A 17,165-nucleotide genomic window follows, 5' to 3' on the forward strand; every position below is an offset into this window, starting at 1 on the left:
CATGCCGACGACCATAACAGAAGGCTTTATCGCAGTGGTGTGACGGTCGCCTCACACCGGCCGACGGATCCGGTCGAGTGTGCAGTTGTTGTCGCGACACGCCGCTTGGATGTAGAGAAACTGCACACTCGAAATATTCAACGTGAACTTCGATCCCGTGACGGTGGCGCCGATCGTCTCGCCGGGCTTCGCGGCCAGTGCCCACCTCGCGGCCGATCCGTCGTGAATCGGAAAATCGACGTCGAACGTTCCTGCGTCGACGTCGATGTTCACGAGGGTGTACCCCCGTTGGTGCACCCTATCGCCGTCGGGGAACCACATACGGATCCACATGGTGCGGTGCACCGGATGCTCTGCGAGCAGGCCACCGTCGGCGAATCCGATCCGCAGGTAGTGCTCGGTGATCTCGGTACGACACGTCACGGTCGGTCATAGTCGTCGGCGCGGAGCTATGTTCGCAAGGAGTCGAGGTGCCGCGGATTCGCGACACGCAGCCTTTCGACGACCGCACCGATCACCGCGGAATGCACATCCGAATCGGACACGTCGAGACCTCCATTGCGGAGACGGAGCGCGAGTTCCTCCTCGTCGCGACAATCCACACGCGCCAGGCGCCCCGAGTGCGCTGCCCGCTGACCGGGACCGACCCGCTGCTCCCTTCGCGCGATCTGCAGGAGACTCGTGCAGATCTTCAAGCGATACGCGGCACCGGCATCGGTGACCGACGGAGCGATTCCATGGCCGATCTCCTCGATCACCGCACCGAGCAGATCGGCGGCACCGGGAAGTCCGTGCAGGTCTCCGTGGAGTTCGCGAGCCGGCACCGGTTCCGGAGGTAGCACCACGTCGTCGACCAGCCCCATGATCTGCAGCAGGTCCCATTCGGATTCACACACCCGCCTACCGATCGCTGCGAACTCGGCGGACGGTTCCGTTCCAGCGATGTGCTTCTGCGCCTGAAAACGCCCGAGGACGAGCCAACGCAAGGTTCCGAAGACCTCCCACCAGTGCAGGCCCTTCGGGTCGGGGCGCCACCGTGCGACACGTTCGTATCCGTCGAGTAGTTCGTCGCGCGTGCCGACCCCGGCCACCGGCGCGTCACCGCCGAAACGCCACGCGCGCACGCACAGCCACCCGAGATCTTCGACCGGATCCCCGATGTGCGCGAGCTCCCAATCGAGAACCCCCGCGGTGCCGTCGGTTCCGATCAGAAGATTGCCGAGTCGGAAATCACCGTGCACCAAAGCTTTACCACTCGTCGGGGGACGATGCGCATTCAGCCACCGCAATGCGATCTCGACAACGGGTCGCGGCTCGGAGAAGGAGCGGTAGAGACCCTGAACGACGTGGAGTGCGTCGTCGTTGCCGAGCATCGCAACCTCCGACACGGGAACGGCGTGGATGCGCGCGAGGATTCCGCCGAGTTCGTCGGCGAGCCGCGCACGCGCTCCGGACAGCGCCTCGTCCCGCTGGATCTTCCTCGGAATACTCTCCCCCGGTACACGTTCCATGACGAGGAAGGGCGCGTCGAGCCCCGGCGCGGTGTCGGCCGCGACGACAACCCCGGGCACAGGAACACCGGCATCTCGCGCCGCGCGCAGACATGCGGCTTCGGCGCGCATCCGCGGTGCGTCGCCGTGGCCGGGCGGGTCGCGACGCAACACGTACCCGCTGAGCGTGCCGTCATCACGCACCACGTCGAACGACCAGATCTGCCTGCTCGCACCGCCGGTGAGTCGACGCAAGTCCGCTACCGACACCGCCGTTCCCCAGTGCGTCGACAAGACCGCGGCGATACCCGCCGCTACTTCCACGGCGCCATCTCCCCGTCGCGCAGGAGTCGACGTGCGGTGGACATGCGGTGCACCTCGTCGGGTCCGTCGTAGATCCGCGCGTAGCGGGCCTGGCGGTACATCCGCTCGAGCGGTGTGTCGGCGGTCAACCCGAGGGCGCCGTGCACCTGGATGGCCCGGTCGATGACATTGTGGAGCATCCGCGCTCCCCAGAACTTCACGAGTCCGATCTGCACTCGCGCGTCCTCACCGGAATCCATGACGCGTGCAGCGTCGAGCGTCATCAACCGCGCCGCGTGGATTTCGGCGGCAGATTCGGCCACGTACCTTTGGATCTCACCCTTCTCGGACAGCAACGAGCCGTGAGCGAATCGTTCATTGGCTCGCGCGCACATCAACTCGAAGGCGCGCTGCGCCTGCCCGAGCCAACGCATGGCATGGAAGATCCGGCCGGGCCCGAGCCTGTCTTGCGCGACGACGAATCCGTTGCCGCGCGCGCCGAGCAGGTTCGCCGCAGGTATCCGCACGTCGGTGTAGCGCACCTCGTAGTGATCGCTGGGATCGTGACCCATCGTCGGGATGGAGCGGACGATCTCGAAGCCGGGGGTGTCGGTGGGGACGATGATCGCGCTGATGCTACGGTGCAGCGCCGTCGACTCGGGTTCGGTGCGGGCGAACACCGTGCAATAGCCGGCTTCCCGTGCGCCGGTGGTGAACCATTTGTGCCCGTTGATGATCCAGTGGTCTCCGTCGAGGGTTGCCGTGGTTCTGACGAGGATGGGATCGGATCCGGCGACTTCAGGTTCGGTCATCCCGACGGAGGGGAGGATCTCTCCCGACACGAGGCCCGGAACCCAGCGGTGGCGTTGCTCGTCGGTGCCGTGCCGATGCAGCATGAGTGCGTCCTGCATGGACACCGACCCGACGGCGAGTTGCCCGAACTCGGAGCGGCCGATGATCTCGTTGAGATAGGCGAAGTCGAGGAATTGCACTCCCGCTCCGCCGATCTCCTCGGGATGACCGAGGGCCCACAGCCCGAGGTCCTTCGCGCGGGACTTCAGTCCGGTGAGTGTCGCGGCCGCCTCTTCTCCGGGCCGCGACAGGACGGGTTCGAGGGGGACGACCTCGTCGTCGATGAAGGAGCGCATGCGGGTGCACAGCTCGGCCACCCGCCCATCCGGCCGGTTCGCTGTCATGGCCGCCAATCTATCGGCACACATGCGCGTTCACATGCATTTCGGCACGCGACGAGTCTGCGGAAGTCAGCCCCTTGCGCATAAGGTTTGCCTAACCTATATTCATCAGTGGGTTTGTTGAGGACTGAGTGGAGAGCTGAGGGCTGCAGCGAACTCCCGGTCCCCGCCTACGGCGGGTCCCGTCGCTTTCGAGCGCGGGGCCCGCCGGTTTCGTCTCCACCACCTTCACACAGCGCAGCGGCACCCGCGCTACCCTTTCTCGATACCCTCACTCACGGGCATCGTGCGCGCCTGCGGCTTTCCGAGCAGCGCCCGCAACGAGAACCGTCCGAGTTCCGGATCGTACGGCCGATACGCGGCGTAGACGAGGACGTGGAACTTCTCGTGCAACCCCACGGCACGGCGGATCTCCGGCGTCATCCTCCCGTGCAGTTCGAAGGTCTTCACCCCTGACTCGATGTAGGACCGGAACTCCCGCGGCGGGGTCAGCGCCCGCCTGGGCGAGATGTCCACCCGCATGTCGCTGAGCTGGACGATGGAGACCTCCGCCGCACCCAGACACAGGGCGAGGTCGAGATCCTCGTGGATATCCGGAGCCACGCTCACGTCGTCACGAACCTTCTCCCACGCGGTCCGCCGGATCGCCATATTCGCTCCGTGTAAATTGCGATAAGGACGTTCTCCACCGAAAATGCCGCGCTGAACCTGCTTTTCGACGTACCACCCCTTGATTCGACGATAGGGGGAATCGTACGAATTGTTCAGCCCACTGATGGCACCGACCTCCTCGGTATCCCTCCTGCCGAAAAAGTCACGCACCACCCGAGCCCAGCCGGGACAGACGCGCGTATCCGCATCGACCCGTCCGAGGATATCGCCGCCAGCAGCCTCGAAACCGGCATTCCTCGCATGCGCGACACCGGGTTTCGCCTCTGTCACCAACTTGATCTTCGGGCATTGCTCTTGCGCACGCCGGACGACGTCGAGGGTGGAATCCGTGCAGTTGTTGTCGACCACGACGATATCGACGAGATCGTCCTGCTGCGCGACCAGCGCCTCGAGGCATGGCCCTATATACACCTCCTCGTTGTGAACAGGAACAATCACGGATAGTCCGGCTCGTGTGACCATGGCGTCCGATGCTACCGCCCCGTGCAGCGACCGGCCCGCCTCAGGTGTTGCCACCCGAGGCGGGCCGAAGCATCTCTTTACCAACCGTTTCCGGTCACCTGACGACGAGTTCCCCGTCCTCGACCGCCACGGTCACCGCACCACCTTCGACGAGTTCGTCGTCGAGCAGCAGATCGGCGATACGATCGTCGACCTCGCGCTGGATCGCGCGACGCAACGGTCGGGCACCGAACTCGGGCTGATGCCCGCGGTCGGCCAGCCAGTCGACGGCAACAGCGTCGATATCGAGATCGATTCCCTTGCCTGCCAGCTTCTTCCGGGTATCGTCGAGCAGCAGATCAGTGATGCGCCGCAATTGCACGTCGTCGAGCTTGCGGAACAGCACGATCTCGTCGATCCGGTTGAGGAACTCCGGTCGCATCGTTTCGCGCAACCGAGCCATCACCCTGTCACGCAACGGCTTCTCGGCGGCCTCTGCGTCACCGGTGGTGAAGCCGATAGCGCCACCGCGGCTCGAGATGATGTCCGATCCGAGGTTGCTCGTCATGATCACCACCGTGTTGCTGAAGTCGACCGTACGACCTTCACCGTCGGTCAGGCGACCGTCGTCGAGCACCTGCAGGAGCGTGTTGAACACGTCCGGGTGCGCCTTCTCGATCTCGTCGAGCAGCACCACCGAATACGGGTTGCGGCGCACCTTCTCGGTGAGCTGCCCGGCTTCGCCGTACCCGACGTATCCGGGCGGGGCACCGACGAGCCGGCTGACCGTGTGTCGCTCACCGAACTCGCTCATATCGATGCGCAGCATCGACCGGTCGTCTCCGAACAACACCTCTGCCAAGGCCTTCGCGAGTTCCGTCTTACCGACACCGGTCGGCCCGAGGAACAGGAAGCTACCCACCGGACGGCCCGGATCGCTCATCCCCGAACGGCTACGACGGACCGCGCGCGCCACCGCGCGGACGGCTTCGTCCTGTCCGACGACACGCTCGTGCAGTTCGCCCTCCAGATTCCGGAGGCGGTCCTTCTCACCACTTGTCATCCGGGTGACGGGAATACCCGTTGCACGGGACACGATCTCGGCAATCAGCTCCGTGTCGACCACGGGGACATCGGCGTCATCACTCGCGGGTGCGCCCGAGTCGATCCGGGTCTGAACCTTCACGATCTCGTCGCGGATCCGCGACGCCTCCTCGTAATCTTCGGATGCGACGGCAGCGTCCTTCTCCGCCTCGAGCGAGACCACCTGCTCGCGGAGCGCATCGGTGTCGACCCGCGGAGTGCGCAGCCGCAGCCGCGCTCCGGCCTGGTCGATCAAGTCGATGGCCTTGTCGGGAAGGTGCCGGTCCGGCAGGTACCGCACCGACAGGTCCACTGCGGCCTCGATCGCCTCGTCGGCATATCGAACGCCGTGGAACTCTGCATATCGGTCGCGGAGCCCGCGCAGGATGGTGACAGCATCGTCATGCGACGGTTCGCCCACCGTGACGGGCTGGAATCGGCGCTCGAGCGCGGGGTCCTTCTCGATGTGCTTGCGATATTCGTCGAGCGTGGTCGCGCCGACGACGTGCAGTTCGCCGCGGGCGAGCTTGGGCTTGAGGATGTTGCTCGCATCCATCGACCCCTCACCGCCGCCGCCGCCTGCGCCGACGACGGTGTGCAGCTCGTCGATGAAGACGATCAGCGCGCCTTCCTGCGCGGTGATCTCGTCGAGCACCGAAGTGAGGCGCTCCTCGAAGTCGCCGCGATAGCGGGTGCCTGCCACCATCGAGGTGAGGTCCAGCTGGACGATTCGCTTGTCGCGCAGAGTGTCCGGGACGTCGCCGTCCACGATGCGCTGGGCCAGGCCTTCGACGATCGCGGTCTTGCCGACGCCTGCCTCACCCACGAGCACCGGATTGTTCTTGGTGCGACGCGAGAGGATCTCGACGGTCTGCTCGATTTCGTCGGCACGACCGATGACGGGGTCCACCCCGCCATTTCGAGCGCGATCGGTCAGGTCGACGCCGTATTTGTCGAGGGTGGGCGTCGACGATTCCGCCTCCTCGGGTGTTGCGGGAACCGGCTGGAGCGCTGTCTGCAGTGCCTGCGGGGTCACCCCCAGCGACGCGAGCAGACGACCCGGTGCGCGGGTCTGGTCTGCGGCGAGCGTGAAGAACAGGTGCTCCGGGTCGATGTATGTGGAGCCGAGCGCACGCGAGAGCTGGTGCGCCTCGAGCAGAGCGGTCTTCACCGTGCCACTGAGGGTGGGCGCAGCCACGCCACCCCCGGGGTTGTCCTGCGGGAGTCGTTGCTCGACGGCCTCGATCACGTCGGCGGGGTCGGCACCGGAGCGGGTCATGACCGTCCGGGCCGGGTCCTGCTCGGCCATTGCACGCAGAACGTGCAGTGCATCAAGATCGGCGTCGCCGCGTTCCGTCGCGAAGCGGGCGGCCGCAGCCATGAGTTCCTGGGTTCCGCGGCTCATGAAGCGCGAGATATCGATGCGACCGGGGCCACCAGGCCCGAAGAATGACGGCATTCCGAAGCCTTTCTGTTGGACTTGAGTCATACGTACTCAACTAACGTGCACATCCCGCAATCAATTCCCCAGACGTCGTGATCTAGAACACACACCGTCCCCGGTCGGTCTGTCCGCGTAGCGTGGATTCGTGCACAAGCAGGACGGGCCGCAGCTCACCCTTTTCGCGGCCGGGCTCGACTTCGTTCTCGACGAATTCCAGACCCGCGCCTGTCGCGCACTCGAGGACGGCCGTGACGTCCTGGTCTGCGCGCCCACCGGCTCCGGGAAAACGGTCGTGGGCGAGTTCGCGGCCCACCTCGCCCTCGCGTCGAGCGGAACGTGCTTCTACACCACACCGATCAAGGCGCTGAGCAATCAGAAGTTCCACGACTTCGCCGAGTACTTCGGTGACGAACGGGTCGGCCTGCTCACCGGCGACGTCACGCACAATCCGCACGCGCCCGTGGTGGTCATGACCACCGAGGTACTGCGGAGCATGCTGCACGGCCACTCCCCTCTGCTGACCGAACTGACCCATGTCGTCATGGACGAGGTGCACTACCTTGCCGACAGCGAGCGCGGCGCGGTGTGGGAGGAATCGATCCTGCATCTTCCTGAGTCGGTACGGCTCGCGAGTCTTTCGGCCACGGTGAGCAATGCCGAGGAGTTCGGTGAGTGGATCGCCCGCGTCCGCGGCGACACGACCGTGGTCGTCGAGGAGACCCGTCCGGTACCGCTGACCCAGCACATGCTCGCGGGAGGTCGCCTGTTCGACCTGCTGTCGCCGGTCGACGGAGGTGTCGACGACACCCTCGACCGCTATATCGCGCATCGACGACTCGTCGAGGCCGCTCCGCCGCCGACCCCCGGACGAGGACGTCGACGGCGCCGCAACCGGCCCGAGCCGGCAGGCGCCGACCAACCCGAGATCGTCGCGCGCCTCGAGGCCGAACAACTCCTGCCTGCCATCTGGTTCCGCTTCAGCCGTGCCGGATGCGACGCCGCGGTCACCGAATGCCTCGAGGCATCGGTGCGGCTCACCGACGGGTCCGACCTGTCGGAGATCCGGTCCGTCGCGGAAAGACACACCGCAGCGTTGCCTCCCGCTGATCTCGATGCGCTGGGCTATGCCGACTGGATCGACGGGCTCGAACGCGGTTTCGCCGCACACCATGCCGGCCTCGTCCCCGCATTCCGGCACACCGTCGAAGAACTGTTCGCACGCAACCTGGTGAAAGTGCTCTTCGCGACCGAGACACTCGCGGTGGGCGTCAACATGCCTGCTCGGACGGTCGTGCTGGAACGTCTCGTCAAACCCACGGCCGACGGACCGGTGCGCCTGACAGCAGGCGAGTACACCCAGTTGACCGGGCGTGCCGGTCGGCGCGGCATCGACGAAGAAGGACACGCCGTGGTGCTGTGGAGCCCCGACATCGCGCCCGCCACGGTCGCCGGACTCGCCTCCACTCGCACCTATCCGCTGCGCAGTTCGCTGCGCGTCGGATACAACACGGCGGTCAACCTCGTCGACGATCTCGGTGTGGAGGGTGCCCGTGCGCTGCTGGGCCGCTCGTTCGCCCAGTTCCAAGCGGAGAACTCGGTCGCCGCGCTGGTCGCCGCCGCCCGGGTCAACACAGCGGCTCTCACCGCGCTCGACGCGGAACTCGGCGAGGTCGAGGGATTCTCCGAGTACCGGAGCCTGCGTGAACGATTGGCCGATGCCCGCAACACCGCACCGGCCGATACGGTCACGGTGCTTGCGCGAGCGGTCCGTTCCCACCCCGGCCATCGTCGTGGCGACCGAGACCGCCTGCTGGCACTTGCCGCCCGGCGCAACGCCCTGTACACGGACACCGAACTACTCCTCGAGCAGGTGCAGACGGTCTCGGGACGGTTGGTCGAGACGTTCGATCGCACTCTTGCGCTTCTCGACGAACGCGGGCACATACTGTACGACCCGATCACCGGGCACGCGCATGTCACCGACGACGGCCATCGGCTCAGTCGGATCTATTCCGGCAACGACCTTCTCGTTTCGGAGTGCCTGCGTACCGGCGCCTGGTCCGGGCTCGAGCCTGCCGAGTTGGCTGCGGTCGCGTCCAGCGTTCTCGGCGAAAACCGCCGTCGCACAGGAGTAACCGCCGGACGAACGACACCCGCGATCGACGAGGCGTTACGCGCGACGGTCCGGCTGTGGGGCGAACTCGCCACGGCCGAGGAACGGCACGGTCTGACGGTGAGCCCGGAACCCGATCCAGCGCCGGTGGCCGCGATCCACCGGTGGGCTCGCGGCGACGGACTCGCCGCGGCCCTGCAGGTGGCCTCCGATTCGGGGCATTCGGGTGGAGACCTGGTCCGCCACTATCTGCGTACGCTCGACCTCGTCGACCAGACCAGGTTGTGCCGACGGGACGAGTTACCGCCCATGCCGGCCACCCTGCTGTGAACGATCCACGGGCTCGTGATGAACCCGACCTCATACTGCTCGAAAGCCTAGCGCGACAACATCTCCACACCGCACAGCCGCTCCGACAGCGACCACAGCTCCGACGCGACAGTTTCGTCCTTGGAACGGGCACTCGACTGCACCCGCTTCGGATGCCCGCGCATTTCGAAGATCGAGTCGGGCCCGTAGAAACCACCCGGCTCGACGTCGGGAACCGTTGCCGCATACAGCGATGGCAGCGCCCCCATCGCGGGTGATTGCCCGATGATCGGCGTCGCGAGTTCGAGGAGCTTGCCGTAGACGCTCTCGCTGCGGTACTGAAGGTTGGTCGACGAGTACCCCGGATGCACGACCAAGGAGCGCACGGGCGACTCGAGATCGGTCAGGCGCCGTTGCAGCTCGTACGCGAACAGCAGATTGGCAAGTTTGGATTGTCCGTACGCGAGCCAACGGTCGTATCTGCGGTGCTCCCAGTTGAGATCGTCGAGATCGATCTTTCCGATCCGGTGCATCGCGCTGCTCACGGTCACCACCCGATCGGTGATGCGCCCGAGAAGCAGTGCGGTGAGCGCGAAATGCCCGAGATGATTGGTACCGATCTGCATCTCGAAGCCGTCGGCAGTTCGCCGCAGCGGAACCGCCATCACACCCGCGTTGTTGATCAGGACGTCGATCACTTCGTGTGACGCGGCGAGGCCCTCTGCGAACTCGCGCACCGAGTTCAGATCGGCCAGGTCCAGGCGGCGCACCTGCACTCCGTCCCCGAGGTCGGCCGCAACCTTCTCACCTTTCGCGACATCGCGGCATGCGAGCACCACGCGCGCACCGGCGCCGGCCAGGGCTCGCGCGGTTTCGGCGCCGAGTCCGCTGTTCGCGCCCGTCACGACGAACGTCCGGCCGGTCTGATCGGAGATATCCTGCGAAGTCCATGCCACCATGCCGGTCAGCTTACGGGTGACGACACTTCCGGAACAGATTCCAGGAGCAGACTTCAGGACCCGACGCCCGCGAGAAGCACCCCGGCCAGCGCGATCGACGCGACCCACACGGTCGAGATCGCGGCAAGGACGAAGGGCCGCGCACCCACCTTCTTGATCGTCGCCACGTGCACCCCCGCACCGAGCGCGAACATCGCCGCGGTGAGCAACGCGGTCTGCACGACGGACGCCACGTCGAGTGCAACGTTCGGAACCAGCCCGGTTGCTCGCACCGCAACGCACACGAGAAACGCTGCAACGAACAGCGGTACCAGTGGCGGGCGGTGCGCGTCGGCATCCGTTTCCGTCAGCCGACGGCGCACACCGAGGATCGCGATCACCGGCGCCAGCATCAGCACACGAGCAAGTTTCGTCACTGCTGCCACTCCCAATGCCGCACCGCCGATCACGCCTCCTGCCGCGACCACCTGGGCGACCTCGTGGATCGAACCTCCCGCCCATATACCAGCGGCCTCGTCGGAGAGGCCGAGAAGCTGAGACAGCAGGGGCACCGCGGGGATCATCAACGTACCGAAGACCACCACGAGCGCGACGGCTGTGAGTACCTCTTCCTCCTTCGCGTCGACCACGCCGTCCACCGCGGCGACGGCGGCCGCACCGCAGATCGAGAATCCGCACGCGATGAGCACACGCTGGGTCCAGGTGAGTCCGAGTAGTCCGCCGAGGAACATCGTTCCCGAGATTCCGAGGGCCACGACGGCGACCACCACGACGATGACCTTCCATCCGAGCCCGAGAACATCCGCGAGGAGCAGCTGCAGACCGAGCAGTGCAATACCCACGCGCAGCAGACGTTTGGCCGAGAAAGCCAGGCCCGGACGCACACGCTGGGGCAGATCGACCACATTCGCGACGACCGCGCCGAGAACGATCGCGATCAGCAGCGGGCTCACGGTCGGAAGGAGGGCGTTGATTCCCATCGCCGCCGCCGTTGCCCCAGCGCACAGTGCAAGCCCCGGTGCGAGGGCAGTCGCCGCCGATGCCCGAACCGAGAGCCGGCGGGGGGACTCGGACGGGGGCGTGGTGACCGTGGACGTGTGCATGCGTCGACTCTGCGCTGCATCGGCGCGCGTCGGTAGACGTCACTTACGCATGGATACATATCGAAGTGATATGCCTATGCCTTCTGGCATGCGCCTGTGACATGGCCGTCGACGACCTCCGCAACCTGGTCCACCGCGACGAGATGTGCACGATCGTGCGTGACCAGGATGGTCGCCGTGCCCCGCCGATGCGTCAGACCCACGATAAGGTCGACGATCTCGGCCCCGCGTTCATGATCGAGCGCACTCGTCGGCTCGTCGACAAGCAACACCGAGGGCTCGTTCATCAACGCACGCGCGATGTTGATGCGCTGACGCTGCCCTCCCGAGAGCTGATGCGGGCGCCGATCCGCATGATCGGCGAGCCCCACCGCGTCGAGCAGAGACAGCGCCCTGCCACGGGCCGCGGACACCGACCGTCCGTCGATCGCGGCGGTCACCTGCAGTTGCTCGACGGCGGTCAGCGACGGCAGGAGGTTGGGTTGCTGGAACACGATACCGACCTTCCTGCGCCGCAGATCTGCCAGCGCACCGCGGGACATGCCTGTCGTCGAGGTACCGGCGATGGTCACCGTGCCGGAGTCCGGTGCGATCAAGGTGGCGGCAACGGCGAGCAGACTCGATTTCCCGGAACCCGACGGGCCGACGACCGCGGTGACGTTCCCGGCCTCCACATCGAGGGTGACACGATCGAGCGCGACGAGACGGTCGTCGCCGTCGGGGTAGGTGAGAGTGACATCGGTCAGGTTCAAGCTCATCGGGCACTTCCCAGGGCGATCAGAGGGTCGACGGAGGTGACACGGCGGACCGCGAGAGCTGCACCGGCAGCACCCAGCACGATCATCACCGACGCGGGAGTCAGGACGGTCGATAGCGACAACTCGAACGGGACGGAACCGGAGATCACCGCGCCGAGTGCGGCGGCGAGACCGGTGCCGGCGAGGGTACAGACGGTCAGCAGGACCACCGCTTGCCCGAGGGCGTCGCGCAATAGGACAGAGGTCGGGGCTCCGAGCGCTTTCAGCACGGCGATATCGCCGCTGCGCTGAACCGTCCACACGGTGAAGAACGCCCCGATGACGAGCGCAGAGATGACGAAGAGGAATCCTCGCATCAGCTGCAGCGACCCGTTCTCCGAGGTGTACGAGCCGATCGCAGACAGCGAGTCACTCTTCGAGACCGTCTCGGTACCCACACGAAGATCGGTTGCGGCACTGTCGACTCCGTCGGCGGTCGTCAGCGCGATCACCGTGGCCGCCGATTCGGTGAGCGCGGTCCACACCACGGGAAGGTGTCCGAAGGAGTCGTCGCCGCGCACTGCCGCCACGGTCAGTTCGCGGCCGTTCACCGAGACGCGGTCACCGATGCCGACGGCCAGGTCCTCGGCGGCCGTCTCCGACAGCACCGCCGTTGCGGCAGTGACCTGTTCACCACCCGGCACGAGATTCGACCCGGCGGCGACGGCAAACGTGGACACCGACGCGGACACAGGACTGCTCGGTGACCCCGCAGTCGCTCTCGCGGTGGAGATGTCGAGGGGCTCGGCGCCGGTCACCCCGGGAGCGTCGGCCCACTGCTGCCACTGCTCACGGGTGAGAGTGGAGCTCGTGAAGGACAGATCGTCGCCGCCCGGATTCGAGAACACGATGCGATCGGCGGGCAGATCCGTGATGGCGGAGATGTTCTGGCGAGCGAGGCCCGCCGTCAGGCCGGACAGCAACCCGACCAGAAGGGTGATCAGGACGATGACGGCCGCCATCAGGGCGAATCGGCCTTTTGCGAATCTCAGATCTCTCCAGGCAACGAACACGGTGCGGTTTTCTCCTCGGTCGAACATGTCGGATCGAAATCGGTATGCCGTCCACTCTGGTGGTCGCCCGACCCGCGAACATCGGGCCGTAGTGGTGATTTTCCGGATCGAACGAGGGTGCTCGAACTCCACCTTTCGACAGATGTGGACGCGCACCGAAGTCCGTAGGCTGGATCGACAGTGAACACTTCGACGACCGCCACCAAGGTTCTGGCCTGGTGCCTGCACCTGCTCGTGATCGGCCTGCTCGCACTGACGGTCGTGCGCGCGGTGGCGGGCGATAGTCCCGACGCAGGCGCGGTGGCGACCGTGGCCGCCGTCCTCGCACTGACCTACGCGGCAGGCCCGTTGCTGCCGGTCGTCGCCCGATCCACGCGCGCGGCTGCGGTCTGGCTCGTCGCCGTCGGTGTCGTATGGCTCCTTCTGGTGACGCTGTCCGCAGAAGGGATATGGCTGGCATTCCCTCTGTACTTCGTGCAGCTCCACCTGTTGCCGCGGCGTGGCGGGCTGGTCGCCGTGGCTCTCACCGCCGCGGGCGCCATGGCGGGATTCGCCGCCCATCAGGGCTCCCTGACACCCGCTGCGATGATCGGTCCGACCCTCGGTGCCGCGGTCGCCGTCGCGGTCGTGTGGGGATACCAGACCCTGTACAGGGAGAGCGACCAGCGCCGGATGCTGATCGACGAACTGACCGCGACGCGCGCCGACCTGGCAGCCGCCCAGCACCGCGCGGGTGTCCTCCAGGAACGCGAGCGGCTGGCGCGCGAAATCCACGACACTCTCGCTCAGGGACTTTCGAGCATCCACTTGCTACTGCGCGCTGCAGAACGTGCGCTGCCTGCTCGCACCGACACAGCCGCAGACCTCGTCGTGCAGGCACGCACCGCCGCGGTGGACAACCTGGCGGAGGCACGGCGGTTCGTCGCTGCCCTTGCTCCCCCGGCACTCGAGAACACGACCCTCGCCGACGCGCTCGAACGGCTCTGCACGACCACATCGGCGCGACACGACCTCGACGCTCGGTTCCACCTGACCGGCACCCCGGTTCCACTGCCCACCGCCCACGAGGTCGCGCTGCTGCGTGTCGCGCAGTCAGCGCTCACGAATACCGTGAGCCACGCCGGTGCCGCCACCGTGAAGATCACCCTCAGTTTCCTCGACGACCAGGTTGCCGTGGACATCGTCGACGACGGGCACGGCTTCGACCCCCGTGCCGTGCCACCTCCGGGGCCTGACGGCGACGGTTTCGGGCTGGCTGCGATGCGTGCACGGATACTCGATCTCCGAGGAACATTCACCGTCGAATCCGCACCCCGGCAGGGCACTGCCCTCGCCGCGTGCCTTCATCTCCCCGCGATCGAGGTGGACCCGTGACCGACGAGCCGATCCGACTGCTGCTCGCCGACGATCATCCGGTCGTGCGAGCCGGCCTACGCGCGGTGCTCGAGACAGAACCGGGCATGACCGTGGTCGCGGAGGCAGCCACGGCAGAGGAAGCCGTCGCTCGTGCAGCGGAAGGCGATATCGACGTCGTCGTGATGGACCTTCAGTTCGGTGGTGGGATGACCGGCGCCGAGGCCACCGCGGCAATCACCGCCCGACCCGACGCGCCGCGGATCCTGGTCGTGACGACCTACGGTACCGACGCAGACACGCTGCCCGCGATCGAGGCAGGCGCGACCGGATACCTCCTCAAGGACGCTCCTCCCGAAGACCTCGCCGCAGGGATCCGCACAGCCGCAGCGGGACGCACCACGCTGGCCCCCGCCGTGGCCGATCGACTTGTCACCCGGTTGCGCAACCCGGGCACGGCGCTGACGCGGCGAGAGGTCGAGGTCCTCACGCTCGTGGCCGAAGGTCTGTCCAACCAGCGAATCGGGCGGCAACTGCATCTGACGGAAGGCACCGTCAAGTCGCATCTCGCGCACATCTACACCAAACTCGGCGTCGACTCTCGCACCGCGGCGGTCGCGGCGGCCACCGAACTCGGCTACATCCGCCGCTGACAGTTCCGCGACGACGGTCCGGGTGTCCGGTGTGCGGGTCGCCTCGTAGACTGCGCCGGAACGACACGACCGATCCGAAACGCGGAAGGTTCGACGATGAGCCGGCATTCGAGGGGAACAGATCGTTCACTCGTCTCGGCGCTGCGCGCAAAGGTCGACGACGCAGTGGCCGATGTCTACGACCTGCACGCAGAGTCGCTGTACGGGTACGTGTGCGGGTTCGTCGGTCCTTCTACGGCCTCCGACGTCGTGCACGATGCAGTGTGGATCGCGATCGAACGGATCCGGACGCTGCGTGATCCCGACATGTTCCGGCCCTGGCTGTTCGCGATCGCGCGGTCCGAGTGCCTGCGCACCGCCACCGGCTCGTCGGGCTACATTCCGGCCGGACCCGAAGCAGGCACAGCCGACGACGCCGACACCGCCGTTCTCACTCCGGTACACGCCCTCGATCCCACCGACCTCGAAGCGGTCGACCTCACCGTGCGGCACGGATTCACCGAACGTGAAGTCGCCGCGATCATCGGCCGGGGGTTCGATGTCGGCGCCGCGCTCGAACGCGCACGTACTTCCTCCACCGACCCGGCCGGGCGGATCGCTCGACTACCCACGACCCCGCCACCGCCCTACCTGCGCAGCCGTCTGCTGACCGCGCCACCGTCCGCTGAGGAACGCACCGCAATGGGACGTCGGATCGACCCTGTCGATCGCGGCGGATTCCCGGCACCCGGGCAACCGCGACGCACGATCGTCGCGTGGGGCGCGTCTGCGGCCGGGGTCGCATTATTGGTCGCCGTCGCGATGTTCGCGTTCGTCGATCGTGCGCCCGCCGATCAGGACGTCCCGAGTCCGAGCGACGCGACGTGGCGCCTGGATCTCGGTGACTACCCACGGGACACCACCGCCCCGGTCACGACTACACCGGCCACACCCGCTGCCGACACCGGCACGACGACCACTACCCCGGAGACCGTCACGACGACCGAGGCAACCGTGACGGACACACCCTCGTCGGAGAGCTCGACCACCGATCCGTCATCCACGACCGCGATCGCGCCCACGACCACCGAGACCGGGTGGTCGTCACGACGCGACCGGTCTCGGGACGACGACTCCGAATCCGAGCCCACGGACACCGACGGAAGCAGCGGTGGCGGGAACAGCGGCGGTAGCGGTACGACGAACACGGCACCACCCCTGTTCACGTTCGAACCCGGGCCCTTCGGGCTGTCGGGAGAATAGGCCGCCCGCCCGTCGCTACGGCAGTGGGGTCGCTACGGCAGTGGGGTCGCTACGGCAGTGGGGTCGCTACGGCAGTGGGGTCGCTACGGCAGTGGGGTCGCTACGGCAGCGGGAACGTCACGTCGGTGAGCTTCTCCGACAGTTCCCACAGCCGGCGGGCGGCTGCGCCGTCGCGTGCTCTGCGCGCGATCCGGGCCTGGTGGGGTGAGCCGTACAACAACATGTCCGGTCCGATCAGGCCGCCGGTCATCGACCAATCCGACGCCGCACACACCACCGATTCGGCGCCCTGCGCGGAGGTGCGCTGCAGGATTCTCTTACCGAAACCGAAGAGACCGTCGAACCAGGTGCCGGTGTTGCTCCCGACCTCCGTCGCGGCGTACCCCGGGTGGGCGGCGATCGCGCGCAACGGTGACCGCGCCTCGGCGAGGCGACGCTCGAGTTCCAGACTGAACACCAAGTTCGCGAGCTTGGACTGTGCGTAGGCACCCGCCCTGCTGTAGCGGCGATGCTCCCAGTTGAGGTCGTCGAGATTCAGCCGGCCGAGGAGGTACGCGGCACTGGACACGGTGACCACGCGCGTGGTGATGCGGTCGAGCAACAACCCGGTCAGCGCGAAATGTCCCAGGTGATTCGTGCCGAACTGCATCTCGAACCCGTCCGAGGTCCGGGTCAGTGGCAACGCCATGACGCCCGCGTTGTTCACGAGAACGTCGATCGTGCGCGTACCGAGATTGCCGGCGAACTCGTGGACCGACCCGAGGTCGGCCAGATCGAGCCGATGCATCGACGCATTCGGGCCGATCTCCGAGGCTATCCGCTCGCCCTTGGCCGTGTTGCGTCCGGCGAGCAGGACGGTGGCCCCGGCCGCACCCAGTGCACGAGCGGTTGCCTCTCCCACACCACTGGTCGCGGGGGGGGCCCCAACCCGGGGCGCGGCGGCGGGGGGTTGGGCGGGGGGGGGGTATTAACAAAAAAAGCCGGGCGCGAGGGGGGC

14 protein-coding genes are annotated in these 17,165 nt (G+C 66.7%); 4 read left to right on the forward strand and 10 right to left on the reverse strand.

Annotated features, from left to right (window positions below; all coding sequences use genetic code 11):
* Positions 1-51: 51 nt before the first annotated feature.
* The 5 genes from ACFWCF_RS07765 to ACFWCF_RS07785 all read right to left on the reverse strand — a co-directional run bounded on the left by ACFWCF_RS07765 (position 52) and on the right by ACFWCF_RS07785 (position 6,641).
* Positions 52-423, reverse strand: a complete 372-nt coding sequence (locus ACFWCF_RS07765) for a siderophore-interacting protein (RefSeq protein ID WP_378559241.1) — start codon at positions 421-423, stop codon at positions 52-54.
* Positions 424-449: 26 nt separating this feature from the next.
* The gene (locus ACFWCF_RS07770) at positions 450-1,814 is read right to left on the reverse strand and encodes a phosphotransferase family protein (RefSeq protein ID WP_378559244.1); all 1,365 of its coding nucleotides are present in this window, start codon (positions 1,812-1,814) and stop codon (positions 450-452) included.
* Entirely contained in the window at positions 1,805-2,989 is a 1,185-nt protein-coding gene (locus tag ACFWCF_RS07775; RefSeq protein WP_378559247.1) for an acyl-CoA dehydrogenase family protein, read from the reverse strand. Before ACFWCF_RS07775 ends, ACFWCF_RS07770 begins: the two co-directional genes overlap by 10 nt.
* Positions 2,990-3,238: 249 nt before the next feature.
* On the reverse strand, positions 3,239-4,120 hold the full coding sequence (locus ACFWCF_RS07780) for a glycosyltransferase (protein WP_378559250.1): 882 nt from the start codon (positions 4,118-4,120) through the stop codon (positions 3,239-3,241).
* A gap of 94 nt (positions 4,121-4,214) precedes the next feature.
* On the reverse strand, positions 4,215-6,641 hold the full coding sequence (locus ACFWCF_RS07785) for an ATP-dependent Clp protease ATP-binding subunit (protein WP_378559452.1): 2,427 nt from the start codon (positions 6,639-6,641) through the stop codon (positions 4,215-4,217).
* 130 nt (positions 6,642-6,771) lie between these two features.
* Between ACFWCF_RS07785 and ACFWCF_RS07790 the strand changes: the two genes are divergently transcribed.
* Positions 6,772-9,069 (forward strand): DEAD/DEAH box helicase, encoded by a 2,298-nt coding sequence (locus ACFWCF_RS07790; RefSeq protein WP_378559253.1) that lies wholly within the window; start codon positions 6,772-6,774, stop codon positions 9,067-9,069.
* A gap of 47 nt (positions 9,070-9,116) precedes the next feature.
* On the opposite strand, the gene ACFWCF_RS07795 is transcribed toward ACFWCF_RS07790, so the two are convergent.
* The 4 genes from ACFWCF_RS07795 to ACFWCF_RS07810 all read right to left on the reverse strand — a co-directional run bounded on the left by ACFWCF_RS07795 (position 9,117) and on the right by ACFWCF_RS07810 (position 12,920).
* Positions 9,117-10,007 (reverse strand): oxidoreductase, encoded by an 891-nt coding sequence (locus ACFWCF_RS07795; protein ID WP_378559256.1) that lies wholly within the window; start codon positions 10,005-10,007, stop codon positions 9,117-9,119.
* A gap of 53 nt (positions 10,008-10,060) precedes the next feature.
* Entirely contained in the window at positions 10,061-11,110 is a 1,050-nt protein-coding gene (locus ACFWCF_RS07800; protein WP_378559259.1) for a YeiH family protein, read from the reverse strand.
* 74 nt (positions 11,111-11,184) lie between these two features.
* Positions 11,185-11,868, reverse strand: a complete 684-nt coding sequence (locus ACFWCF_RS07805) for an ABC transporter ATP-binding protein (protein WP_378559262.1) — start codon at positions 11,866-11,868, stop codon at positions 11,185-11,187.
* A complete protein-coding gene (locus ACFWCF_RS07810) occupies positions 11,865-12,920 on the reverse strand; it encodes an ABC transporter permease (RefSeq protein ID WP_378559265.1) in 1,056 nt (351 codons plus the stop codon). Before ACFWCF_RS07810 ends, ACFWCF_RS07805 begins: the two co-directional genes overlap by 4 nt.
* 180 nt (positions 12,921-13,100) lie before the next feature.
* On the opposite strand from ACFWCF_RS07810, the gene ACFWCF_RS07815 reads away from it, so the two are divergent.
* The 3 genes from ACFWCF_RS07815 to ACFWCF_RS07825 all read left to right on the forward strand — a co-directional run bounded on the left by ACFWCF_RS07815 (position 13,101) and on the right by ACFWCF_RS07825 (position 16,168).
* A complete protein-coding gene (locus ACFWCF_RS07815) occupies positions 13,101-14,294 on the forward strand; it encodes a sensor histidine kinase (RefSeq protein WP_378559268.1) in 1,194 nt (397 codons plus the stop codon).
* A complete protein-coding gene (locus ACFWCF_RS07820; protein ID WP_378559271.1) occupies positions 14,291-14,926 on the forward strand; it encodes a response regulator in 636 nt (211 codons plus the stop codon). Before ACFWCF_RS07815 ends, ACFWCF_RS07820 begins: the two co-directional genes overlap by 4 nt.
* A 96-nt stretch (positions 14,927-15,022) precedes the next feature.
* On the forward strand, positions 15,023-16,168 hold the full coding sequence (locus ACFWCF_RS07825; RefSeq protein ID WP_378559275.1) for an RNA polymerase sigma factor: 1,146 nt from the start codon (positions 15,023-15,025) through the stop codon (positions 16,166-16,168).
* Positions 16,169-16,268: 100 nt separating this feature from the next.
* On the opposite strand, the gene ACFWCF_RS07830 is transcribed toward ACFWCF_RS07825, so the two are convergent.
* A complete protein-coding gene (locus ACFWCF_RS07830; RefSeq protein ID WP_378559278.1) occupies positions 16,269-17,069 on the reverse strand; it encodes an SDR family NAD(P)-dependent oxidoreductase in 801 nt (266 codons plus the stop codon).
* Positions 17,070-17,165 lie beyond the last annotated feature (96 nt).

The organism is Rhodococcus sp. NPDC060090, assembly GCF_042729855.1.
GTDB lineage: Bacteria > Actinomycetota > Actinomycetes > Mycobacteriales > Mycobacteriaceae > Rhodococcus.